General features: G+C 50.7%; 21 protein-coding genes. 8 read left to right on the top strand and 13 right to left on the bottom strand.

Annotation, left to right across the window (positions count from 1 at the left end; genetic code table 11):
* Positions 1-4: 4 nt before the first annotated feature.
* Positions 5-1,387 carry an ATP-dependent RNA helicase DbpA gene (gene dbpA, locus BCF53_RS11305; protein WP_132701846.1) on the bottom strand — a complete coding sequence of 461 codons (1,383 nt, stop codon included), beginning with the start codon at positions 1,385-1,387 and terminating at the stop codon, positions 5-7.
* Positions 1,388-1,603: 216 nt separating this feature from the next.
* Here dbpA and BCF53_RS11300 point away from each other — a divergent pair, with 216 nt between their 5' ends.
* Positions 1,604-2,815: a PAS domain-containing sensor histidine kinase gene (locus tag BCF53_RS11300; RefSeq protein WP_132701845.1), complete on the top strand. Its 1,212-nt coding sequence runs from the start codon at positions 1,604-1,606 to the stop codon at positions 2,813-2,815.
* Here BCF53_RS11300 and BCF53_RS11295 read toward each other — a convergent pair.
* The 4 genes from BCF53_RS11295 to adhE form a co-directional block, all read right to left on the bottom strand.
* Positions 2,809-4,209 (bottom strand): FAD-dependent oxidoreductase, encoded by a 1,401-nt coding sequence (locus BCF53_RS11295; protein ID WP_132701844.1) that lies wholly within the window; start codon positions 4,207-4,209, stop codon positions 2,809-2,811. The genes BCF53_RS11300 and BCF53_RS11295 overlap by 7 nt on opposite strands.
* Positions 4,206-5,042, bottom strand: coding sequence for an HDOD domain-containing protein (locus BCF53_RS11290; RefSeq protein ID WP_132701843.1), 837 nt, complete (start codon positions 5,040-5,042; stop codon positions 4,206-4,208). The genes BCF53_RS11295 and BCF53_RS11290 overlap by 4 nt, the downstream gene beginning before the upstream one ends.
* A gap of 209 nt (positions 5,043-5,251) precedes the next feature.
* Entirely contained in the window at positions 5,252-5,815 is a 564-nt protein-coding gene (locus BCF53_RS11285; protein WP_132701842.1) for a hypothetical protein, read from the bottom strand.
* Positions 5,816-6,032: 217 nt separating this feature from the next.
* Positions 6,033-8,711, bottom strand: coding sequence for a bifunctional acetaldehyde-CoA/alcohol dehydrogenase (adhE, locus tag BCF53_RS11280; RefSeq protein WP_132701841.1), 2,679 nt, complete (start codon positions 8,709-8,711; stop codon positions 6,033-6,035).
* Between the two features lie 496 nt (positions 8,712-9,207).
* Between adhE and BCF53_RS11275 the strand changes: the two genes are divergently transcribed.
* The gene (locus tag BCF53_RS11275) at positions 9,208-10,395 is read left to right on the top strand and encodes a hypothetical protein (protein ID WP_132701840.1); all 1,188 of its coding nucleotides are present in this window, start codon (positions 9,208-9,210) and stop codon (positions 10,393-10,395) included.
* Between the two features lie 69 nt (positions 10,396-10,464).
* Positions 10,465-11,343, top strand: coding sequence for a DMT family transporter (locus BCF53_RS11270; protein WP_132701839.1), 879 nt, complete (start codon positions 10,465-10,467; stop codon positions 11,341-11,343).
* A 6-nt stretch (positions 11,344-11,349) separates the two neighbouring features.
* On the opposite strand, the gene rraA is transcribed toward BCF53_RS11270, so the two are convergent.
* Entirely contained in the window at positions 11,350-11,826 is a 477-nt protein-coding gene (gene rraA / locus BCF53_RS11265; RefSeq protein WP_132701838.1) for a ribonuclease E activity regulator RraA, read from the bottom strand.
* Positions 11,827-11,853: 27 nt separating this feature from the next.
* On the opposite strand from rraA, the gene BCF53_RS11260 reads away from it, so the two are divergent.
* The 4 genes from BCF53_RS11260 to BCF53_RS11245 all read left to right on the top strand — a co-directional run bounded on the left by BCF53_RS11260 (position 11,854) and on the right by BCF53_RS11245 (position 15,438).
* Positions 11,854-12,399, top strand: a complete 546-nt coding sequence (locus BCF53_RS11260; RefSeq protein WP_132701837.1) for a GNAT family N-acetyltransferase — start codon at positions 11,854-11,856, stop codon at positions 12,397-12,399.
* A 36-nt stretch (positions 12,400-12,435) separates the two neighbouring features.
* Positions 12,436-13,179, top strand: a complete 744-nt coding sequence (locus tag BCF53_RS11255; RefSeq protein WP_165901895.1) for a glycerophosphodiester phosphodiesterase family protein — start codon at positions 12,436-12,438, stop codon at positions 13,177-13,179.
* Positions 13,180-13,266: 87 nt separating this feature from the next.
* Complete coding sequence (gene iadA, locus BCF53_RS11250; RefSeq protein ID WP_132701835.1) at positions 13,267-14,448, top strand: beta-aspartyl-peptidase; 1,182 nt, start codon at positions 13,267-13,269, stop codon at positions 14,446-14,448.
* Positions 14,449-14,481: 33 nt separating this feature from the next.
* Positions 14,482-15,438 (top strand): GlxA family transcriptional regulator, encoded by a 957-nt coding sequence (locus tag BCF53_RS11245; RefSeq protein WP_132701834.1) that lies wholly within the window; start codon positions 14,482-14,484, stop codon positions 15,436-15,438.
* 115 nt (positions 15,439-15,553) lie between these two features.
* Here BCF53_RS11245 and BCF53_RS11240 read toward each other — a convergent pair whose 3' ends face one another.
* From BCF53_RS11240 to BCF53_RS11210, 7 genes are all read right to left on the bottom strand, one after another.
* The gene (locus BCF53_RS11240) at positions 15,554-15,817 is read right to left on the bottom strand and encodes an MliC family protein (RefSeq protein ID WP_165901894.1); all 264 of its coding nucleotides are present in this window, start codon (positions 15,815-15,817) and stop codon (positions 15,554-15,556) included.
* A gap of 96 nt (positions 15,818-15,913) precedes the next feature.
* On the bottom strand, positions 15,914-16,738 hold the full coding sequence (locus BCF53_RS11235; protein ID WP_132701832.1) for a TOBE domain-containing protein: 825 nt from the start codon (positions 16,736-16,738) through the stop codon (positions 15,914-15,916).
* Positions 16,739-16,812: 74 nt separating this feature from the next.
* On the bottom strand, positions 16,813-17,022 hold the full coding sequence (locus tag BCF53_RS11230; RefSeq protein WP_132701831.1) for a TOBE domain-containing protein: 210 nt from the start codon (positions 17,020-17,022) through the stop codon (positions 16,813-16,815).
* Between the two features lie 49 nt (positions 17,023-17,071).
* Positions 17,072-18,151 (bottom strand): molybdenum ABC transporter ATP-binding protein, encoded by a 1,080-nt coding sequence (gene modC, locus BCF53_RS11225; RefSeq protein WP_132701830.1) that lies wholly within the window; start codon positions 18,149-18,151, stop codon positions 17,072-17,074.
* The gene (gene modB / locus BCF53_RS11220) at positions 18,148-18,828 is read right to left on the bottom strand and encodes a molybdate ABC transporter permease subunit (RefSeq protein WP_132701829.1); all 681 of its coding nucleotides are present in this window, start codon (positions 18,826-18,828) and stop codon (positions 18,148-18,150) included. The genes modC and modB overlap by 4 nt, the downstream gene beginning before the upstream one ends.
* Before the next feature lie 62 nt (positions 18,829-18,890).
* Positions 18,891-19,634, bottom strand: a complete 744-nt coding sequence (gene modA, locus BCF53_RS11215) for a molybdate ABC transporter substrate-binding protein (RefSeq protein ID WP_132701828.1) — start codon at positions 19,632-19,634, stop codon at positions 18,891-18,893.
* Positions 19,635-20,165: 531 nt separating this feature from the next.
* On the bottom strand, positions 20,166-22,478 hold the full coding sequence (locus BCF53_RS11210) for a discoidin domain-containing protein (protein ID WP_132701827.1): 2,313 nt from the start codon (positions 22,476-22,478) through the stop codon (positions 20,166-20,168).
* A 924-nt stretch (positions 22,479-23,402) separates the two neighbouring features.
* Here BCF53_RS11210 and BCF53_RS11205 point away from each other — a divergent pair.
* Positions 23,403-24,644, top strand: coding sequence for a cellulose binding domain-containing protein (locus BCF53_RS11205; protein ID WP_132701826.1), 1,242 nt, complete (start codon positions 23,403-23,405; stop codon positions 24,642-24,644).
* The last annotated feature ends 17 nt before the right edge of the window (positions 24,645-24,661 follow it).

Genomic DNA, 24,661 nt, shown 5'->3' with positions numbered 1-24,661 from the left:
TTACTCAGCCACGAATGAGCCGCACACGGAAGTTGCGGCCTTTCAATTTCCCTTTGCTGATCTTGTTCAGTGCTGTCTTTGCCAGGTTTCGCTTCACCGCGAAATAGGCGCTGTTATCCTGAATGGCAATCTTGCCGACATCCGTCCCTTTAATTTCATCACCATTGGTCAGTGCCCCCAGAATATCACCGGCACGCACCTTCTGCTTTTTGCCACCGTCTATCTGCAGGGTCGCCATTGGCGGCAGAAAGGCGGGTTGGTCGGCATAGTGATCGCCCGGCCATTCTTCGGCATTGGCAATCGGATCCTGCTTCAGTTCTAAATCCAGAACCCGATGCACCTCTTTTTCGCTGAAAAACGAAAACGCCATGCCCTTCTCACCGGCACGACCGGTTCGGCCAACCCGGTGCGTATGCACTTCCGGGTCGAGCGCGATATGGAAGTTGATAACGGCATCGAGCGATGCGATATCCAGTCCGCGCGCGGCCACATCGGTAGCCACCAGCACGGACGCACTGCGGTTGGCAAAGCGCACCAACGTTTCCGTTCTGGCTCGTTGTTCCATATCGCCATGCAGTGTGAGCGCGCTGTAGCCACACCCCTTCAGGTAATCGGCAACCTCATCGGTTTCGCGCTTGGTTTTGCAGAACACGATGGATGTCTCCGGCCGGTAGCAGGCCAGCACACGGGCCAGCAGCTCCTCGCGGTCTGAGTTATTTGCTACCCGGTAGAATTTCTGATCGATGGATTGAGCATCGTGCTCCGATTCAATCTGAATCATTTCCGGCTGCTTCATGACCCGCTTTGCGATGTTCTGTATCTGCTCAGGGTAGGTTGCACTGAACAGCAGGGTCTGACGCTCGGCCGGCAGGCGATCGAGAATTCGGTCGAGCGTATCCTGAAAGCCCATATCCAGCATGCGATCGGCTTCATCCAGCACCAGCATGTTCACGTTATCGATCGTCAGCGTGCCCTTGCGCAAATGCTCTTCAATGCGGCCCGGTGTGCCGACAACAATATGAGCACCATGCTCCAGCGAGCCGATTTGCGGCCCAAACGGCATACCACCACACAGCGTCAACACCTTGATGTTGTGAATCAGGCGAGCCAGGCGACGCAGCTCCTGTGCAACCTGATCGGCCAGCTCTCGGGTGGGGCACAAAATCAGCGACTGAATACGGAACCGGCGCACATCCAGGTGCTGAAGCACACCCAAGCCGAAAGCAACGGTTTTACCGGAACCGGTTTTAGCCTGAGCGATGACATCCTTACCCTCAAGGATCAGCGGCAGGCTGGCCTGCTGAACCGGCGTCAGCGCTTTAAAACCCAGTTCTTTCAGGTTCTTTTGAAGATCAGTTTTAATATTCAGTTGGGAAAAAGCAGACACAGCAAACGCCTTGATTGAGGAACATATAAGAATTGGCGGGATTCTATCACAGCTGACCGAAACTCATTCACTGCAAATAAAGGCGGCAAATTGTGCACAAGCTCAAAATACACCGGAATCTGCCGACTGCAGACGTTTAATATTTCTGGAGAACATCTATCCTTATAGCCTTAACTGACATACAGCGAATTTACTTTGCAGCACTCAGGCCCCGTTATGGATAAAACCGACATTTCCAGTACCGACTTTATAGAAGCCTTGGGTAGTCTTACCGGATTAATTATTCAGATTCACAAAGACTTTAAGCCAATCTACATCACCGATGCTTATGCCCAACTGTTTGGCTTTAGCTGTACTCAGGAATTCATGAAGTTGGAGTCCATTATGGAACTCATACCGGAAAAACTTCATAAAACGGCGCTCGAACGCTATCGGCAAACCATGGTAACCGGCGAATCAGAGCCGATGACCATCAAGACCCAAAGGCTGAACGGCGAAGTCATCTGGTTGAAGGTGCAGGACCGTCGGCTCAGCTTTAAGGGTGAGTACTGCGCGCTGACGGTGATGGTCGATATCACCGAAGAGGTCCGCTTAAAAGAGGCCTTTGAGCTGGCCGCCGAGAACGAACGGCGTGCCCGTGAGCAGTTGCAGCTGTTTCAGGGCATTGCCATCCAGAACGAAAAGCATGAAGCACTGACGGCGCTGTTGCGCGGCATTTCTCACCAGCTGAATACGCCACTGGGCAATATACAAACCTCGGCCTCGATACTCACCGACGCAGCCAACGATACCGAAAAGCACCAGCAAAACGCCACGCTGACGGTTTCCGCACTGGAAAACACACTGCAGGAGGTGCGTGACGCAACCTACGTTATTAAGCGCAGCGTCAGCAAGGCCTCTTCGCTGATCGAATCTGTTAAGCAGTTGGTTTCCGATAAGAACAACGGCGATATCTGCGACTTCAACCTGGCGAAGATTGTGACCGATGCGGTGAACATGTCGCTGCATGCGGAATCAATCAACAACATCCGCCTGGAGAATAAGCTGGACCCGTCAATCGTGGCCTTTGCCAACCCAAACGACTGGGTCACCGTTATTTCCGTGCTGGCCAATAATGTGTACCACCATGCCATTACCGAGGGCGAGTCGGGCAACATTACCGTAGAGGGCGAATACAAAGATCAGCACTATATAGTCAGGTTTTCTGATGATGGCGTCGGTATTGACGAAAGCAGTCACCGGAAGATATTTGAAGCCTTTTATTCCACCCGCCTGAGCCAGAACAACGGCATTGGTTTAGCGCTGGCTCACAGCCTGGTAACCCGTTCACTGCACGGAACCATTCATGTGGAAAACAATACTTCGGGAACAGGGGCGAGCTTTGTTATTCGGCTGCCCCAAAAAGATTACCGGCCTGCCGGTCAGTAGGCATCCTGCAGCTTCAGGCGCTGATGGAGCACATCCAGCGCGGCGATGCGGTATGCCTCTGCCAGGGTCGGGAAGTTGAAGTTGCTTTCGATAAAAATCTCAACGGTATTTTCATTAAGAATCGCCATCTGCCCGATGTGAATCAGTTCGGCCGCATTCTCACCGATGATATGCACACCCAGCACCCGCTCACCGGCATCATCGCAGACGATTTTCAGAAAGCCTTCCTGACCACCGCTGATCTGGCCCCGCACTACTTCACTGAACCGGGCCGTACCGACAATCACACTACGGTAGCGAGCCGCGGCTTCGTGCTCGGTTAAGCCGATCGATGATGCTTCGGGGATGGCATAAACCACCTTGGGCACCAGAGTGTTTTCGGCCGAACCGGGCAACCTGAAGGCGTTGCAGATCGCCTGACGCCCCTGTTCCATAGAAACCGACACCAGATTCATTGAGCCGATACAATCACCGGCGGCAAAGATGTTGGAAACACTGGTTTGCAGCAAGCCATTGACCCGTATGAACTGATCTTCGGTCAGCTCTACCCCCACCTCAGTGAGGTTCAGGTGCCCGATGTTAGCCCGGCGTTTTAACGACGCCAATGCCTTTTCGGCCTCCACCGGCTCATCATCTTCCAGCTCGACAACCACCTTGCCGCGGGCGTCTGGCGCTGCGCTCAGCACCTTGCGATTGCCCAGCCAGCGGCCACCCATGGTTTTGAAATTATCCAGAAACTGCTTTTGTACATCGTGATCGAGCGAATGCAGCGGCTGCGGGCGCGAGCTGATCAGAGTCACCTCGACCCCTAACGACTGAAATATCGAGGCGTATTCACAGGAGTGGATATCGTCGCCAATCACAGCCAATGATTTTGGCAGGTAAAGCACATTGAGAATCGACTCGGCATCGAAAATAAACTCGTGATCGACCTGAATATTGGTCTCTTCAACCGGCACCGAGCCGCAGGCAATGACAACCACCCGAGCCTGCAGATCAACCGGCTGACCTTTAACCCGTTCGACATGAACATCGTAGCGCCCCTTGAATGAGGCGCGACCGGGAATTCTGGAAATTAAGTTACGGTTGGTCTGGTTTTCGATCAGCTGGCTGTGAGCACCAATCACCGCTTCCATACGGTTGACCAGGCTGGGCATATCGGTATCCACCTGCGCGCTGAAGGCATTCAGCTCCGGAAACTGTTTAAACTGCGCTAGGCGCATGGCATTTTCACGCAGGATTTTCGTCGGCAAGGCACCACGAATAACACTGGCACCGCCGATTCTGCCTTCCTGCTCAACCACACACACTGTTCGGCCGGATTTCGCCGCCTGTACCGCCGCCTTTTGCCCGGCCGGACCACTGCCGATGACAACCACATCGTAGTGCATCATACCCGCATCGCCTCCCTGGACTGAACCACGTCATCCACCTTTTCTTTGAGCTTTTCTATCTCTGCTGAATAGAGCGTTAGCAGCGCCAGCACACCACCGTGCTCGGTGTTGTCTTCCAGCTTTTTATCTCTCTCGGCCAGCATCCAACTGGCAAACAGCTGCCCGGCCCGCACCAGAAGCCCGGCTTCTGGCACGTCTTCCAGCGGCCCGGAATATTCACAAACCCCGCGCAGAACAATCTCGGGCAAGCCCCACTTTTCAACAACTGCGTAATTGGCCTCCAGCAGCAGGGCACTCTCCACCGAGAGGATTTCCTGCTCGCTGAGCCCGGTGTTCATTTCAGACAACCACTGCAGCACCATAGGCCGGCCGATGTTATGCAGCAGGCCACACAAAAACGCCGCTTCAACATTGCGGCGGCTGACCCGGGCAACCTCTTTGGCCCAAAGCCCGGTCAGCAGAGAACCCTCCAGAATGGACTGGATATGCTGTTCATACCCCGGTGCATGGAACATATTGGCATTGACGCTGGCAGCAATGGCCACCTCGACCATGGCCTGCATGCCCAACCGGCTGATGGCCTGTTGCAGCGAGGTGATGTTGCCCGCCGGGGTGTAGGCGGGCGAGTTGGCAATACGCAGGATATGAGCCGCCATCGACTGGTCGCTCTGAATAATTTTGGCAAGCTGAGAGGCATCGGAATCGGCATCGTTGGCAACCTCCAGAACCTTTCTGGCAACTTCCGGCAGAAGCGGCACCACCACTTCGCCCTTGCGGATTCGGCTGGAAATGCTGTTCGCCGCCTTAGAGGCCGCAGCACTGAGTTCATTCATGACGTGTCCTGTTACCTGTTTAATTTTCAGTCTAGCAGCGCTTTAAAAAATGGGGGGAGCGCCGCTAAAAATCCGCGCCAGTTTCAGGTAAAGGCGGTTATTTTTCGGTAAGCCAGAAACAAGAGTGCCTTCAGAACAGAAGGCACTGGTGGTCAATAATGGAGTTGTATCAGGGTTGACTGGACGGGTGGAATCTAATCACCGGGCCGTCAAAAAAGCACCTTATGGGTCCAGACGAAATCCTTGGTGCGGGTCCAGTAGAACTCCAAACCCTGCAGCTTTTTGTTGCGGGCCACCAGCGCGGCAAACTCTTCAGCGGTAAAGGCCGTCTGCTGCTGAATAAATTCAGACTCCTGGGTATCCGAGTGAATGGTTATCTTCAGGCTTTTATCGAGCACAGTTGCGGTCTGCGGGAAGATTTCAAACTCACCTTCCAGCTTCGGCTGGGCCGGTAAATCCAGTGAGTAGTCATCGGTATCCCAACGCCAGTGGACGATATCGTATTCACCGGCCGGCATCGGCAGAGAAACCGCCATCACCATGTTGTTCTTCACGGTCACCGGAATGATTTCCAGTTTTTCGGTATCGCGGTGCTTCGCCCACAGCTTGTAATCCCATAGCGGCTGAGAGCCACCACCGGTTATGCTGGCATCGGCGACGATCACCAGACGGCCGTATTCGGTCAGGTCTTTGGAGCCAAAGGAGGCACAACCCTGCAGTAGAAAAACGCTGGCAAGCAGCATTAACGCATATCGAACGGCTTGAATTCGCATAGCGATATCCTTAATTCTTGAGGTTTTTTATATAGCGTTAAAGAGTAAACCATTCACTCCCAGAACCCCAGCCCTGCGCTGAAAATCCTGATGCTGCAGGTCATGCTTTAAAACCCCGGGGCATAAAAAAAGCCTGCACTGTGCAGGCTTCAAAAACGGGCTCTGCCTTAGCAGCGCCCTAACTCAGGGAAATGAAGAATTACTAATTTATCCCGAATTACTTCTTAGCAGCTGGTTTCTGGTCTGCTTTCTTCTTGATTACAGTGGTGCCTTCGAAGGTTTCACCTTCAACGTATGGCTTACCGTAGTAAGAAGCAATCAGAACGTCTTTCAGCTCAGAGATCAGAGGGTAACGTGGGTTAGCACCTGTACACTGATCGTCGAACGCATCTACAGACAGCTCGTCAACCTTGGCCATGAAGTCTGCTTCAGCAACACCGGCTTCCTGAATTGACTTAGGAATGTCCAGGTTGTCTTTCAGCTCGTCCAGCCATGACAGCAGACGCTCGATCTTCTGAGCAGTGCGGTCGCCCGGCTGAGCCAGACCCAGGTGTTCTGCAACTTCAGCGTAACGACGACGTGCCTGTGGACGGTCGTACTGAGAGAATGCAGTCTGCTTGGATGGGTTGTCGTTAGCGTTGTAACGAACAACGTTCGCGATCAACAGTGCGTTCGCCAGACCGTGCGGTACGTGGAACTCAGCACCGATCTTGTGCGCCATTGAGTGACATACACCCAGGAAAGCGTTCGCAAACGCGATACCAGCGATGGTCGCAGCGTTGTGAACTTTTTCACGAGCGATAGGATCGTTCGCGCCGTTCGCGTAGCTTGAAGGCAGGTATTCTTTCAGCAGCTTAAGTGCCTGCAGAGCCTGACCGTCAGAGTATTCGTTCGCCAGAACAGATACGTAAGCTTCCAGAGCGTGAGTAACCGCATCGTAACCACCGAAGGCAGTCAGCGACTTAGGCATGTTCATCACCAGGTTGGCATCAACAACCGCCATTTGTGGTGTCAGCTCGTAGTCAGCCAGTGGGTATTTCGCGCCAGTCTCGTCATCGGTAACAACCGCGAAAGGCGTTACTTCAGAACCGGTACCGGAGGTGGTTGTGATACACACCAGTTCCGCTTTCTTACCCATTTTAGGGAACTTGTAGATACGCTTACGGATATCCATGAAGCGCATTGCCAGTTCTTCGAAGGCAGTTTCTGGATGCTCGTACATGACCCACATGATTTTCGCAGCGTCCATTGGAGAACCGCCACCCAGAGCCAGAATAACGTCAGGCTGGTAGCTCTGCATCATTTCTGCGCCCTTGCGTACAACAGACAGTGTTGGGTCAGCTTCAACATCGAAGAATACCTGAACTTCCATACCCTGTGATTTCAGCATGTTAACCAGGTCATCGGCATAACCGTTGTTGAACAGGAAGCGGTCCGTTACCAGGAATGCGCGCTTCTTGCCTTCCAGATCAGTCATTGCGATTGGCAGGCTGCCACGACGGAAGTAGATAGACTTAGGAAGTTTGTGCCACAACATGTTTTCAGCCCTCTTAGCAACGGTCTTCTTGTTGATCAGGTGCTTAGGACCAACGTTTTCAGAGATAGAGTTACCACCCCATGAGCCACAGCCCAGGGTCAGAGAAGGAGCAACGTTGAAGTTGTACAGGTCACCGATACCACCGTGCGTGGTTGGGATGTTGACCAGAATACGGGCGGTCTTCATCTTGTCGCCGAAGTAACGGATGCGGTCTTCGTTAACGTCCTGGTTGGTGTAAATACCCGAGGTGTGACCGATACCACCGATCTCAACCATGGTCACAGCCTGATCAACGGCATCTTCGAAAGAAGAAGCGCGGAACATACCCAGAACCGGAGACAGTTTTTCGTGTGCGAATTCGTCTTCACCACGAACACGATCACCTTCACCGACCAGAATCTTGGTATCGGCAGGTACTTTAACACCGGCCATTTCAGCAATTTTGGTTGCTGGCTGACCAACGATAGCGGCGTTCAGAGCGCCATCTTTAAAGATCGTTTTACGAACCTTGTCGGCTTCTGCTTTAGACAGAACATAGCCTTTGTGAGAAGCGAAACGCTCTTTAACTTCGTCATAGACGGCATCGTGAACAATAACAGCCTGCTCAGAAGCACAGACAACGCCGTTGTCGAATGTTTTAGACATCAGTACCGATGCAACGGCACGCTTAACGTCAGCCGTTTCGTCGATAACAACAGGTACGTTACCCGCACCCACACCGATGGCTGGTTTACCGGAAGAGTAAGCAGCCTTAACCATGCCCGGACCACCGGTCGCAAGGATCAGAGAGATGTCTTCGTGCTTCATCAGCGCGTTAGACAGTTCAACAGATGGCTCTTCGATCCAGCCGATGATGTCTTTAGGTGCACCGGCAGCAACGGCAGCATCCAGAACCAGCTTAGCAGCGTCGTTAGTGGAGTTTTTAGCGCGTGGGTGTGGCGAGAAGATAATGCCGTTACGGGTCTTCAGGGAGATCAGAGATTTGAAGATCGCAGTAGACGTTGGGTTAGTGGTTGGAACGATACCGCAGATGATGCCCACAGGCTCAGCGATAGTGAAAGTGCCCAGGTTGTCGTCTTCTTCCAGAATTCCACAAGTCTTTTCGTCTTTGTACTTGTTGTAGATGAATTCAGAAGCGAAGTGGTTTTTGATTACTTTGTCTTCGACGATGCCCATACCAGACTCGGCAACAGCTTGCTGTGCCAGCGGGATACGCGCCTGGTTAGCTGCCAGAGAAGCAGCGCGGAAAATTGCATCAACCTGTTCCTGTGTGTAAGTCGCGAACTCAGCTTGAGCTGCTTTTACACGAGCGACCATTGCATTTAGGCCATCTAAGGCTGCATTGCTTTTATCAGTCATTGGTTATTACCTCCGAGATTAGAAAACGGTACTAACTTTGCCCATCTGCCCTTGTAATGTTTTTAAATAAGTGGGCAGTGTGTCGAATGTGGAGCTTAGTTTATTTTGGTCGTGATACTTATTTTTTATGCATCAGAACCACGATCAAAATAGTTTGTAATTCTTTCTTTCTGCTGACGAGGGAAATTGTAAGAAAATTACAAAACGGAAAATTGACTTGAATCACACTCAGCGAAATTACGCTCAATCATTCTGCATAAAATGATCAGTATTTATCCACGCTGGCTTAACACTGATTGCAGCTATTTCCGGTACTCTGTTTACGCGTTAAAGATGTAAGCCGGAAACAGGTAAAGCCTGTGAAATCACAAACATAAAATGCTTAGATAGAGCAACCGGATCAATCTCATAAAAACGTCTGATACCCAGCTATAGAGCCGTTCATCGGGTATTCAGCTTATAATGCTACAGTGATTCTGGTCAGTAGGAGACCGACATGAGAAAACCAACCCAATTAATCGCGTTGACGGGGCTCACCTGCCTGGGTGGGCTACAGTTCTCAATGGCCCAAACAAGTCCGTTTGAGGTTTCCAGCAATGCGGTCAGTACTCATAAAGACGCCTATGCCGCCTGCAATAGTGCCTTTATTAAAGCAGAAGACAAAGCTCTTAATGAAATTAAACAACACTTTACAATTAACAACAGCAACCCGCATTACGTGGCGCTGCTTATTCGCCAGAACGAGCAACGAACCCTGACCGATGCTGGCCTGACCAGCTGCCGCTTTGAAGGCACCTGGCGTGCTGAAATCAGCAAAACACTGAAGATCGGTTCAGAGCAGGCTATCGACGGCAACTACATCAGCTATTGCGCCGATGAACGCAAGGGTGATGTCTGTTGGTTTGATATCGTCGATCAGGCCAAAGCCGACCTGTATGACACGTTAGATCAGCAATACGCCAACAGCCCGGCCTATCGCCTGGTTTACCGTGATTTCAGCGGCAGTCAGCGCGACAGCTACACCAACGGCCAGCTGAAGATGACCGCCAACGGCACCTTCTATTTTGATGTGGTCAGTGCCCGCTCAGAGACACCGGCCAAGGTGAAGATTCAGCCTTACGCGCCACGGCCAAAAACCAGCGCCCGCAAGATTGTTCCTTATCAGCCGGAAAAGGTCGCCGTGAAAGAGCAGGAGAAACCGCTCAGCTTTACGCTTTCGTTTACTTTTGATGGCAATGAAGAGGCCTCGGCGGACGATCTGGCCATCAGCAGCAACCGCTTCGGCATGGGCATTTGGCACCAGAACCGTATCGGTGCCGGCCTGTTTATCGGTGAAGATACCGTGGGTATTGCCAATAGCAACGACAACGTCAAGAACGACGGCAGCTACGACACCTTTGGCTTGGGTATCGGTTACCGAATGTTTGACGACAACCGCTTCACCATTGAAAACATGCTCTATTACGTCAACACCGAAGACTACAGCACCACGGTGGATCCGGATAATTGCAGCACCTGCACCAGTACCAGTTTTGAATCGGAAGACTACCTGCAGGCTACCATCAACTTTAAGACCAACATGAGCCCGGGCATCAATGTCGGCTGGATGTTTACCTGGAAGTTCCTCGATCAGGAAGGCGTCGACCAGCTGTCGTCCGGTTTGTATCTGGAGGCTCAGTTCTAGCTAAAAGCCTCTTTCTAAAGCGCTCAGGTTGCGATAGCCTGCAGCGCTTTAGACCGTTGCGAACAGCGAATGAAATCTGAACAAAAAGCCCTCATCTTTGCCTTGCTGGCGGTGCTGCTGTGGTCCACTGTGGCCACTGCCTTCAAGGTCGCCCTGCAGTACCATTCTGTTATTTCACTGCTGACCGGTGCCGCCGTTGTTTCACTGCTCACCCTGACCGCCCTGCTGGCGCAGCAGAAAAAGCTGTCGACTGCGCTGACAACATTACCGGCGCACTGGAAACAGCGGCTGCTGCTGGGTTCTATAAACCCGCTGATCTACTACCTGATTCTGTTTGAATGTTACCGCCGTCTGCCCGCACAGGTGGCGCAGCCGATCAACTACACCTGGGCGATTACTCTGGCGCTGCTGAGCATCCCGGTGCTGAAACAGAAGCTGCGCATAGGTGCCTTTGTCGGCCTGCTGATTGGCTATGGTGGTGTGGTGGTGATCTCGCTGGCGGGCAAAAATGTGACCGGCTCACTGGATATGTTTGGCATCGCGCTGGCGTTGATTTCCACCCTGTTCTGGGCCGGTTACTGGCTGCTGAATACCCGCAACAAACAAGACCCAATGATCGGGCTGTTTCAGAATTTCCTCATCGCAACGCCCATGCTGTTCATTGTGCTGATGCTGTTTAACCACCAGCCGCTCGACTGGAGCCTGCCGGCGATTGCCAGCGTTACCTACATCGGCCTGTTTGAAATGGGCATCACCTTTGTGTTCTGGCAGCTGGCACTGCAGCACACCAGCAACACGGCGCGCATCGGCTCGCTGATTTTCCTGTCACCCTTTATCAGCCTGTTTCTGATTCATCTGGTGCTGGGCGAGCCGCTGCAGCTGCAAACCTTTTTTGGACTGGGGCTGATCATCTTCGGGGTCGTTATTGCCCAGCGCAGCCGCGGCTAATTCGGTTTAAGCAACCTGGTGTGGCGCTATCACGATGCCGGTTTCATCGGCGTAGAGCCACATACCGGGCTTGATGCTGATGCCGTCTATTTCAATTTCGATACCGGCTTCACCCTGCCCTTTACGCACTGACTTTCGTGGCGTGGAGGCCAGCGCCCGCACACCAAAATTCATCCGCTGCAACTCATGCACATCGCGGCAACAGCCATGCACCAGAATGCCGGACCAGCCGTTACTCATGCCCGATTCGGCAATCATGTCGCCGATCAGCGCACAGCGCAGTGAAGCGCCGCCATCGACCACCAGCACCCGGCCATTTCCAGCGGATGCCATGGCTTCCTTCACCCGTGAGTTGTCTTCAAAACAACGTACCGTTTCCACCTCGCCACTGAAGCATCGCTTCCCGCCAAAGCTGTGATAAATTGGTGGCATCACCGCCAGCTGTTCTTCCAGTTCGTCGTAAAGATCGTTGGTATTCCACATAAACACCTCCTTAATGATGAAAGCATCATGGCATATTCACTGAAACTCAACACCCCGCGGCTGAGCATAGTCGGTATAAACGACATCAATATTTATGAGCTGGTACGGTACTTTCTGAACAACCATCACCACCTGTTGCAAGGCGGCGGCTTTGTGCCGAACACCGCACAGGATGTTGAAGACGTCTACGAGCAATGGCTGAGCAATATGGATCGCGATACTGAAGTTCGCTTCTTTATCTACCTTAAAAACCGGCTGATCGGGGTTGCCGGTATCAGCAATATTGTTCGCGGTGCTTTTCAGGCCGGCTATCTGGGCTACAGCCTGGCTGAAAATGAACAGAGCAACGGCTATATGACCGAAGCCGTTGAAGAAATTACGGATTTTGGCTTCTATGCATTAAACCTTCACAGAATTATGGCTAACTACCGGCCAGACAACATCGCCAGTGGCAGAGTGCTGGAAAAAGCCGGTTACCGAAAAGAAGGCTTCGCAGAAAAATACCTGCGGGTCAACGGTCGCTGGGAAGACCATGTACTCACGGCGATCACTAACGACAACTGGGCGAACTGAGCGCCCAAACTGTGAGTACACACCATGACACAACCCATGCCTGCCCTCATTGGCCATCGCGGCTTACCGGACAAAGCCCCTGAAAACACCCGTGCCAGCATCCTGGCTGCCAAACATCATGGCATTGGATGGGTCGAGATTGACGTCACCATGGCGGGCGATGGCTCGCTGGTGATCATGCATGACCCCGATCTTCGCCTTTTCGGTCAGCCCGATGTTCGCCTGGCCGATATCGGCCGAAAAGAACTGCAACAGGTGGATGCCGGCAGCTGGTTCAATCCTGAATTTCAGGGTGAACCCCTGCTGTTTCTGGATGAACTGCTGAGCTTGGTCAGCGAACTGCAGCTGGGTTTAAACCTGGAAATCAAGATCAACGATGACCTTGAAACGAACCGTCAGGTAATGGCCGTTTATGAAACCCTGAAGCACGCAGACCTGCCGACAAATCAGCTGCTGGTCTCCAGCTTCAACCACGCGGCACTCGCGCAGCTACGAAACCTGGATAACAACGTGCAAATTGCCCCCCTGTTTAAAACCTTACCGCAAACCATACCGGCGTCGTTACAGCAGCTGCAGCCGGTGTCAGTGCACTGTAGCCAAAGCCGGTTAACCCTACAGCAGGCTAAACAGTACGCCAGCCACTACCCGCTGTACTGCTACACGGTGAACAGCGCTGAGCGCTTTGGCGAGTTACTTCAATGGGGCGTTAGCGGTATTTTTTGCGATCATGCCCACGCACCGGAAATGCTCAACGCTCTGACTTTTCACCCGAGCGAATAAATGTCAGTAATTAGCAGCAAGCTATTTGGCAACGGCAATGTGACTGCTATGATCATTCGAACCTGAACTACCCGATAAGGTTATGGCATGTCGTTGCTGCTGCTGAAAAATGCTCAACTCTACGCTCCTGAATTTATGGGCACGCAAAGTGTTCTGATTGCCGGCGGTAGAATTATTGCCATCGATGCGAACATCCGGCTTTCGTCGTCGGTGCAATTCGAAGAGTTTGATTGTGAGCAGCGCATTCTGTGCCCCGGCTTTGTTGATACTCTGACGCATGTAACCGGCGGTGGCGGCGAAGGCGGCTTTGCCACGCGCACACCAGAGATGCAGCTTTCCGATGCCATCCTCGGTGGTGTCACCACCGTTACCGGCGCGCTGGGCACCGATGGCGTCTGCCGCACGCATAAAGAATTGCTGGCCAAGGTGAAGGCACTGAAAGAAGAGGGCCTTTCGGCCTATTTTTACACCGGCAACTACCACTACCCCACGGTGACGCTCACCGGATCTGTTGAGCAAGACATCATGCTGATAGACGAATGCATCGGTGTCGGCGAAGTGGCGATTGCCGACCATCGCGGCAGCCAGATGAGCTGGCAGGAGCTGGCCAGACTGGCGTCACAGGCCCGAGTCGCCGGCATGTGCTCGAACAAGGCAGGCATTGTCAGTATTCACACCGGCGCGGGCGACGAAATGCTCGCACCACTGTTTGATGTTGCCTACAACAGCAGCATTCCGCTGAATGCCTTTTACCCGACGCACATTAACCGCAACGCCGCGCTGCTCGATCAGGGCATCGACTTTAACCTGCAGGGCGGCACCATCGATTTCACCGCCAGCACCACACCGGAGATCCTCGCCGGCGGCGAAGTACTGTGCGCCGAGGCACTGAAAATGGCTCTGGAAGCCGGTGCCGATGAAAACCGCATTACCTTCAGTACCGATGGCCATGCCAGCCTGCCGGTGTTTAATGCGCAGGGTGAGCTGACCAGCCTGAAGTGTGGCTCTATGTCGTCATTGCACAATCAGCTGATCACCGCCGTTAATGAGCTGGACATCAGCCTGACCACCGCCTTAAAAACCATCACCGCCAACCCGGCGCGAATATTAAAGCTGACAGGCAAAGGCAACGTTACGGTGAATGCCGATGCCGACCTGCTATTGCTGGATGAAAAGACTCTACAGCTAAACGCTGTACTGGCAAAAGGCCAGTGGATGATGCAGCAAGGCACGCTGCTCCGGCGAGGCACGTTCGAAAAAGCCGAATAACTTTTCAACGTTTACCTCGAAGGAATTTTCAACGTGCCACATACGATCGGATTCATTCTATTACCCGGTTATTCATCGATGACCTATGTTTCAGCGATGGAGCCTCTGCTCATGTGCAACGAACTGGTGGGCGAAACTCTGTTTGAGTTTTTCACCGTGTCACTGCACGACCAAAAAACCACCTCCAGCCTGGGCAATCAGGTGGACACCAACTATTCACTGGCCGATGCGCCCGAGGCAGACAGCTGGGTTGTGGCCGGTACCACACCCGCGCGCCACACCCATTGTGCCGTGTTGGAGCAATTTTTAACCGAACGCAGCGGACGCAACCTGGCCGGTATTGCCTCCGGCAGTTACACCCTGGCCAGAGCCGGCTTGCTGAACGGCTACCGCGCGGTGGTTCATTGCCTGTCGTATGAGGCACTGATCAAAGAAAACAACGCCATGCTGCTGTCACACGATCAGTTCTGCATTGATCGAGACAGGCTCACCTGCCGAGGCGGCAGCGCCAGCCTCGATTTAATGCTGATGTGGATTGCCAAGCAGGTGAATGCCGAAACCGCTGAGGCAATCTCTAAGCATTTTGTGAATGAACGGCTGGGTATGGCGAGCGCGACTGGGAATCAGCAGCTCAGTGAAAAAACCAAAAGCGAACAGCCCAAACTGGCCGAAGCGTTAGCCTTAATGGAAAGCAATATTGAAGAGCCACTGACCACCGATGACATTGCCTTTCATGCCAACATCAGTCGTCGTCAGCTGGAAAGGCTGTTCAAGAAGTTTCTCAACTCGGTACCCAGCCGCTACTACCTGCGCATTCGTCTGGAAAAGGCGCGCAGTAAATTACTGGGCAGCAACCAGAGCATTGCAGATATCGGCTTAAGTTGCGGGTTTTCATCGGGCGCGCACTTTTCTACCGCCTACCGAAACCAGTATGGCTTAACACCCTCGGAAGACCGAAGCCTGCATTTGAAGATGCCGGTCGCGAAATAGAAATGACATTACTCGGGGCCTGCATGCAGGCCCTAAAGCACCGTTACTGTTTTCAACAGATTCAATCGGACTGTTAATTCAAACAATCGAGCATCAGGTGACCTACAGGGTGGCGCTAACGCTGCTGCCCCATAAAAATGAGCTGGCCATTGATTTTGTAAGTCACTTCACCCTGATGCTCCCACCATTCCACCCCTTCGGCGACATACCGGGAGCCAGAGGCCGAGACCGCCTGTTTAAGCAACTGAGTATGACCATCCTTAAAGGTTAACAGCACATGCCCTTCACTCGAATAGGCCGCCTGAACCGTTGTGCCCATACCAACATCAACCGACTCAACATAGGTCACCGTAACAATAGAATGTGAAGGCTTTTGCAACGAACATGCGGAACATAACGTTAGTAACGCGACAGATAAAGCAAGCAGCCTATAAAATTTCATACGCATAAAAGGTGTCAGCTCTGACGAAACGAATTATTCATAGCGGCACAAAATGACGGAGGATGCGTTAAAGCTCACGATAATAGGCTGACCGATTACCAGCCCAAGTTCGGCGCAGCTTTCTTCGGTAATCGTGATATCGAGAGACTTCTGATCGGAAAGTTCAACATTGATATCCGAGCAGACCGCACCCGGATGAATATGACGAACGATACCCTTCAACTGGTTATCGGCGGAAAGCTTAAACGTTTCATTCGCATGTAAAATCATCTGTGATGAATTAACCACCGCCAGTAACTCTTGACCATATTGAATATCAAGAGATTCCGCCGCCTCCTTTGGAATGGCTGCGCTAATATGCAGGCGGTCACCCACTTTCAACTCAACAATAACGCTGACCGCTCCAATGGTTATGGAACTAACCACACCCAGAAGCTGGTTACGGGCACTGCTGTTAAAATGCAAACGAGTCATCAGCCGACGAAAGTCATTAATATCCATGGCCTCGGAAGAATCCGCCATCGCCTGATGAAGGCGTTCTAAGCTGCGCTGATATTCAACCTCCATAGCACGATACATATTGATCAACTTTTTCGCATAGGGTGTTAATTGCGTGCCTCCGCCATTTCGCCCACCGGTGGAGCGAATGACTAACTCTTTATCTGAGATATTATTCATCGCATTCACTGCATCCCAGGCCGCTTTATAAGACATAGGCAGCGAGCGCGCGGCCGCGCTTAACGATCCATACTCACCAATCGCATCCAATAATCGAATACGATTATCCGTTAGAAACTGGCCTATATCTGCACTAAAACTGAGTTTTGCTGCACCCATTGGGTTGTTTTTTTTAGCCATATCCCGATCCTGATTTTTCTGACCATCTCATCCCTACTCACAGAGCAGAGTAACAACAAGACTCGACGCACCCGCTATTCCGTTGCAATCATAACATTCGATGATTTGATCACGGCGTAGGCCTGAGCTCCAACTTCCAGATTCAGGTTTTCGAAGGCATGCTTGGTAATAATAGAAACGATTTCGACCCCCGGTGAAATCTCCATAACCACCTCTACGTTCACCGCACCTTCATTAATGCGCAATACTTTTGCTGCTATGGTATTTCTTGCGCTCAGCTTCATAGACAACCCCTTAATGTGTTTACAGGAACCCTATGGATTCTGTTAACCACTACAAAACAGCAACAGATTTCACCTGCGCCCAAACCGAACAACCAGCTTTAAGCTGGAGCTTATTCAGTGAATAGCCCGAGATTTGCGCCAGCAGCCGCTGATCATTATTTAAAATGACCGTAACAATGAATTCACCTTCATGATCACCTGGGTCAATCCTGAAAACCTGCCCCGGATAAATATTTAAAATACTCGACTGAGACGGTTTTTCGGTGCATAGGCTGACGTCACTGGCATAAATTCGACAACGAATAGGTGCGTTGACCTCAAACGGCCGACGGGTCAGCCTAAGCACGGTGCTTTTCTCGGTCGTTACTTCGGTAATTAAATCGTCCCGCTGAGCTGAAACGAAACCTTCAAACAGCGTACTCGCACCATCACCGAACTGTGTTGCAAACTGAGGGTCTACCATAATGTCTTTCAGCGGGCCTTCACAATGAATACCGCCTTGTTTGAGAATCACGATGTAGTCGGCCAGCCGGGCCACTTCCATCGGCGAATGGCTGACATAGATAATCGGGATGGATAGCTCGTGGTGCAGGTTTTCTAAATACGGCAAAATTTCACTTTTTAAGCGACTGTCTAACGCCGACAGGGGCTCATCCATTAACAAGAGCCTGGGCGACCGTAACAATGCACGGGCGATGGCCACCCGCTGTCGCTCGCCACCTGAAAGTGAAGCCGGTGGCCGGTTCAATAGCGGCCCGATATTCAGTAACTCAATGACGGATTCCGGCAGGACTTTCTGTTTATCTTTTGGCAATCGAACAAAGCCAAACTGAAGATTTTCCGCCACATTTAAATGCGGAAACAAGCTGGCCTCCTGAAACACATAACCAATTTCACGCTGGTTGGCGGGCACAAAGATATTCCTGGATTCATCCTGCCAAACCTGATCACCAATACTGAAGTAACCTTCCGGCAAACGTTCCAAACCGGCAATGGCTCTTAGACAGGTTGTTTTCCCCGAACCAGATGGGCCAAAGAAAGCCGTGACACCTTTATCGGGCAACGAAAAATCAACCGACAACTGAAAGTTGCCACGGTCGACGTTAAAACACCCCTTCAACTGACTCATGCAATACTCCGGTTAGCAGCCTTTTGATTCACCAGATAGATAATCAGCAGCGCAATAAAGGAAAACACAACCATGCCACCGGCCAGCCAATGCGCCTGTGCATACTCCATAGCCTCAACATGATTGTAGATTTCGACAGACAGAACCCTTGTTTTACCGGGGATGTTGCCACCGATCATCAGCACCACACCAAACTCACCAATTGCATGACAAAAGCCCATAACAATCGCAGTGATAAACCCTGGACGTGCAAGCGGAACAATGACGTTGCGAAAGCAATCAAACGAAGAAGCACCTAGCGTGGCAGCAACCTCCAAAGGCCTTTTACCAATGGCTTCAAATGAGTTTTGCAATGGCTGAACGACAAAAGGAAAAGAGTGCACCGCACAGGCAATCGCAATACCGGTAAAGCTGAACGGCAAAGTACCCAGACCAATCATTTCCGAAAGCCGACCAACAGGGCCATTGGGCCCCAGTAACAACAACAGGTAAAAGCCCATCACCGTCGGCGGCAACACCAGCGGCACCGCAAAAACAGCACTCACGACCGGCTTGAATCGAGACTGGGTTTGCGACAACCACCAAGCCAGCGGTGTCGCCACACATAACAAAACCAATGTGACAACCGTTGCTAACTTAATGGTTAACCAAATGACCGTAAAATACGTATCGAACATAGAGGTTCCTTGCAATGCACCGGTAAATCAGCCGAAGCGAATGATGAGTGGCCAAAGCCGTATCAGATTTTATAACCAAAGCTGCGGATGGTTTCTTTTGCGGGGGCGCTCTGTAAGAAATCCAGGAACGCCCGGGCAACGTCGTTAGTATCTGTTAATAAAATCGCGTCCTGATTTAACACTCGATGCAAGCTTGAAGGAACAAGCCAGGCACTGCCCTCGGCCACACGGCCATCCACATATATTTGCGACAACGCAACAAAGCCAGCCTCGACCGTCTTAGAACTGACGTATTGGTAGGTTTGCCCGATGTTATTGCCTTCAACCAATTTCTCTGCAGCTTGCTGGTAAACACCCAGCTCGTTCATAACATCCATTGCTGCCGCACCGTAAGGGGCATTTTTGGGGTTAGCGATGGCCACATGCTCAACCTCGGCAAGCGACTTTTTAAAATCCTCTTCTGCCTCTAAACCCTTCTGCATTGACCAGTAGGCTAACTGACCCTGGGCATAGGTAAACCGCGACCCGGCAATCGCCTTGTCTTCTTTTTCCAGTGCTTCCGGGCGAGCCTGATCTGCAGCCAGAAACACCTCAAAGGGTGCACCATTCTTTATTTGAGCATACAACGCCCCCGTAGACCCCGCAGAGACAGCAACCTTGTGGCCAGTGGCCTGTTCAAACTCTTCAGCCAGCTGTAATAGTGGCTTATAAAAATTAGAAGCCACCGCAACGCTGACCTCCCCTGCCATTGCCAAATGACTGGTCATAAATACTGCTGCCAGCAACACCTGTTTGAATAGTTTCATAGTAATAACCTTATATTTGCCTAAATTATAAAATGTAACGTTCAAGCATTGTCAGGTTGCCTCCACTAGCGACATATAATTGTCAACATAACGACAACAGGCTTATACACAGCTCTCTCAAGTAACGCTCACTTCGAGAATAAAAAACCCTATAAAACAATGACTTATAAAGAACAATTAGAAATCAAATAGCCGATGGTTGAAATATCAGCAACCATTCTCAGCATTTCGTTATATATTTGCAAATATAAGGCCGGCATCTGCATTGCCCCCCCTTGAAGGCCACTGTTAAATGACACCTATGCAAAGTTGGCTACAGACAGGCCAGAGACTGATGCTTAAAGCCCGGCCAAATTCAGCCGGGACTTCAAAAGGTATTGCGGAGTTCCTCCAAGTAAGGCCACCGAATTACCTTACTCTGATTAAAGAGAGCAAACTCATAGATGAAGCGGTGATTTCTTAACCTCATAGCTGTTGCAACTGGCTATGTTCGTATAAATTCCGGCGTTAAAATCTGCCTCTCCATGCTGGCTACTGAACCGGGTTTCCTGTGCCATTATCGGTGACATCTGTTTGGGTATAGACAGTATTGTCTTCAGCATACTCAGTCAGCTCCACGTCGCGCTCAGTGTAGTTATACAAGGTAATTCCACTAGCACCGTTCCGATACAGATTATCCTCATCGTCTTCCCAGCGATCCCAGGCATAACCAATAAGAATGGGTAAGCTGTCGTTAGGTTCACTGCCATCGTTTCGCAGAATAATGGTGTGATTAGACCCTGCAATATTTGAAAACTTATAAGGCCCGCTGGCAAAGCCCGGCTCAATCAATGTGATATCCATACTGATATTGCTTTCGTTACCGTAGGGCATCTGTATCAATGGTGCATAGGCCGCATCACCATAGGCATTACTGACAGTACTACCCGAAGGCACCGAATAGCCATTCTCCGCGCAACCTTTGACCGTAACACCCTCCAGCTCCGCTTCATCCGCAGCCACAAGGGCAAAACAATTACGCATATTAGTGACCGAGCTTTCCTCAACATAGATGCTGCCGGTATCGTATGTTTCCCCGTCTTTTTTCGTACCGCTGCTGTATGCACGAATACCGTCTTCAGTCAGGTTGTACATGCGATCTTCAACAATGGGATCGCCTTCGTACCAGGTAGGTTGCTGTTGCAGAAAATCCACCATACCCGGTAACGAATCGTCGCCATCCTGATACATATCAGCACCCAATCGCACGCGCCCCTGAACCGTGGTATTGCGAATAGTGGTGTTATCTGAACCCTGCATAAAAATACCATGACAAAACGCAAGCTGTGTCAGATCGAAGCCATCAATAACAACATCGTCTGCAGAGACCAGTACCGCACAATGCTTTTTCAAACCATAGGTGCTGCCACTGCCCTTACCAAACATATCGCCATAACCATAAGGGAACGAACCACGGACTATCATGCTGTTATTTTTAAGCGTGGTGTTATCACCCCAGATGCGCATGTAGGTATTCGACTTATAAGGTCGGCGTTCGCTGTCTTCATTATGGCTTTTGAAATCTGTAACAAACAGATCACCATTCGGATAGGTATTGATAAAGCTACCATTGATCAGCGTATTGCCATCACCTTCAATCAAAATAGACTGATACCAGCCATCGCTGCAGCTGTAGTTGGTGGCCAGCAAACTGGTAGGGATATCAATGACGACATCGGTGAAATCAATCATCGTATTTTCACCGGCCATATAAAGCACTGTACAGCCGTTACCGTCCGGGTCGAAATCATCAAAGGTGTAGGTGCCTGGTTCCATTCGATAGGTTCCATTGCTGGCATCCAGAGCATCGCGTAGTTCATCTATAGAGCTAAGGGTCGTCCAACCGGTGTTACCGGTTTCGCTGTCGGCAGCATCGGCATAAATGGACAATTCATGAATAGACCACCAGCGATCATCGCTGCTGCCCAGCTGCTCAATTTTCAGATAACGTGCGGTTTGATCGTGAAAATCAATGGTCGTGGTTGCCGAATCACCGGCACCATTATAGACAACCGTTTCCCAACTACTGCCATCATCTGAGACATAGAGGGCGTAATTTCTCGGGTAATCGCCAGAGCTGTTTTCAGAGTTCAACACAATGCGATCGAAGGTTTCAGAGGCACCCAAATCAACCTGAAAATATTGACCTGTTGTTTGATACTCTTCCGTCGTCCAGCGTGTACTGGTACTGCCATCGATAGCGTAGATGACATCGTCATTGTTGTTCGAAGCGCTCAGGCTCCAATTGCTGGAATCGAGCTCACTAACCTCTCGTTCGCTGACATAAATTTCATGAATTGACCACCAGTACTTGGTACTTACACCCTCTTGTTGAATGCGCAAATAGCGGGTATCAACAGCGGCAAAACTAATCTCGGTGATCGACTGACCAATACCGATGGCAACCGGATCACCCCAGTCGGCGCCATTTTCTGACACATAAACACTGTAGGCGTCTGGGTAATCGCGCGGGCTCTCCCAGCTATCGAGCACGACGCCGTCAATGTAGTAGCTATCGCCAAAATCGATGTCGATGTACTGATCGTTGGCCTTTATTTCCTTTGTTGTCCAACGGGTAGAATCATCACCATCGGTCGCATAATACAGCGCAGAACTATTGCTAGATGCGGTCAACACCCAACTGGCCCGATCCATCTCAGTTGCATAGTCGGAGCTGTACGCCTCTACTGATTTTATAGCTCCGTCTGCCTCTGCATCAGACTCAGTCGAAATTGTTTCTGATGACTCTACATTACAACCCGCGAAAAACGCCGATACAAAGCCAAGAGCAATAAGGTATTTCATGATTATTCACCTCTTCCTTGCCCTCAAACGGACGAGCAATATTTATTGTGGTAATTTTAAAAAAGCATGAAGAGGCTATTGCAAGAACTATAAAAAAACGGTGATCGGGCGCTTAAATAAAAAAACGGTTATCAGTTTCATTTGATTTTGTGAACCAGTAAAAAAGCTCAATGGATCGAATCGACATTTAAAGTGCCTGCCTCCAACTGAAACAGAAGTTTCCGATCAACATACGTTTTTAAATACCAACGATACAAATGGCATCTGTGAGGCCATAAAGTGTGTCTAGGCTCTAAATTATTCCAAAGAAAAATGAAAAATTAAGAAGTACATACAACTTTTAGATGTTTCGCCTCAACTTCTATTGGCATTCCTCCTAAACTGTCAGCGCTTTATAGGCCACCCCGGGCCTAAAAGGTTTATTACATTTCAAACTATTGGCTAACAGCCAATTAAGGGCACCTCTAAAGACTCTGATATATCTCTGGCCTTCAGGAAAAACAGCTGGCTAGGCGCGGTTCGCAGCGAATGTCGTGACCTTTGCAAGAATCGCAACGACGGCAGGTGTTTTTCCTGAAGACCCCGGAGGGCGGGCCTAAAAAGCCCATCGCCTGCGTTGACGATTTCAAAAGATAGAGTAACTATGATTTCTCATCGTCGTCTTGCCGCTGAACTTTTTAGGCTCCGCAGAGACATATCAGAGTCTTTAGAGGTGCCCTTAAAACTCTTTGCAGATCTGGTTGAGTTTGCAAAGTAGTTTGCTGTACTTGAGCTCATTATTCCCGCTCAGGATTACGTAAAAAACCAAGTGCTCGCTCCTGCCATGAATTAAAACCCATTTAATTTTTAATTCAAATTTTTTTGGCAGGAGTGAGCACTCTTCTAATTAGAAATCAAATTGATAACAAATGAAGGAGCACGAAAATGAGCTTCAATGCATCCAATGTGTTAAAACGAGTCGTAAAATATAGCGCGCTGTTATATGTAGCAGCCGCTGCCCAATCAGTCTTTGCTGCCGAAGGTTACGCCACCCGCTATTGGGATGGCTGCAAACCACACTGTGCCTGGTACGAAAATGCCGATGGCAATCCGGTAAAAACCTGCAACGTTGATAATGAAGTAAACCCCTTAGATACCGCTTACGACTACATAGCAAGTAGCTGTGATGGCGGTGACGCATACACCCCCTGGAATATGGCACCCCAGGAGATCAGTGATACCTTGTCTTATGGTTACGCGGCCGTTTCTGCCGAAGGTGTAAGCTGTGGCACTTGTTATAAAATCACCTTCTCTGGTACTGGCCGATACAACGATTACGACTCAGGGTCTATGGCGATCGAAGGTAAAGAAATGATCGTTATGGCGACGAATATTGGTTACGACGTAGGCGGTGAACAATTTGACTTACTCATTCCCGGCGGCGGTGTCGGTGCATTTGATGCAGCCAGTACTCAATGGGGAACGGACGACCTGGGCGCGCAATACGGTGGTTTCTTAACAGAATGTCAGGCTACCTACGGCTATGACGATACCGATTCACTTAAAAGCTGCGTACAAAACAAGTGCGAGAGCGTGTTCAGCCAAGACGGTATGGAAGATTTAAAAAGTGGTTGCGACTGGTTTGTTGATTGGTTCGAAATTGCTGACAACCCGGAATTTGAATACGAAGAAGTGAGCTGCCCAAGTGAGCTGATTAGTATTGCTTATGATGTCGATTATGTCTCAGATTCGGATACTGACGAAGATTCCGACAACGATTCTGATAGCGACACAGACACAGACACAGACACAGACACAGACACAGACACAGACACAGACACAGACAATGATTCTGATAGCGACAGCGATACGGATACAACCGCCGGTGATTGCAGCTTCAGTTACGCCGTTGAATCTTCCTGGAACAGCGGCTATATAGGCAGCGTTACTGTGACCAATAACGGTGATTCAGCCATCAGCAGCTGGACAAGCAACGTTACCTACAGTGATGGCACAGAAATCGTCAACAGCTGGAACTCGGAATTAAGCGGCAGCGCACCCAGCTATACAGCAACGAATCCATCGTGGAGCAGCTACCTTTCTGCAGGCAGTAGTTACTCCTGGGGATTACAGGCGAGCTTCACCAGCTCTTATACGCTGCCAAGCGTTACGGGAAGTTGTGAATAAACCGAAACAGATTTAGG

The organism is Reinekea marinisedimentorum (assembly GCF_004341165.1).
GTDB classification, from domain to species: Bacteria; Pseudomonadota; Gammaproteobacteria; order Pseudomonadales; family Natronospirillaceae; genus Reinekea; species Reinekea marinisedimentorum.
The sequence above is the reverse complement of the archived record's forward strand: the minus strand, read 5'-3'. Positions and strand labels throughout refer to the sequence as shown.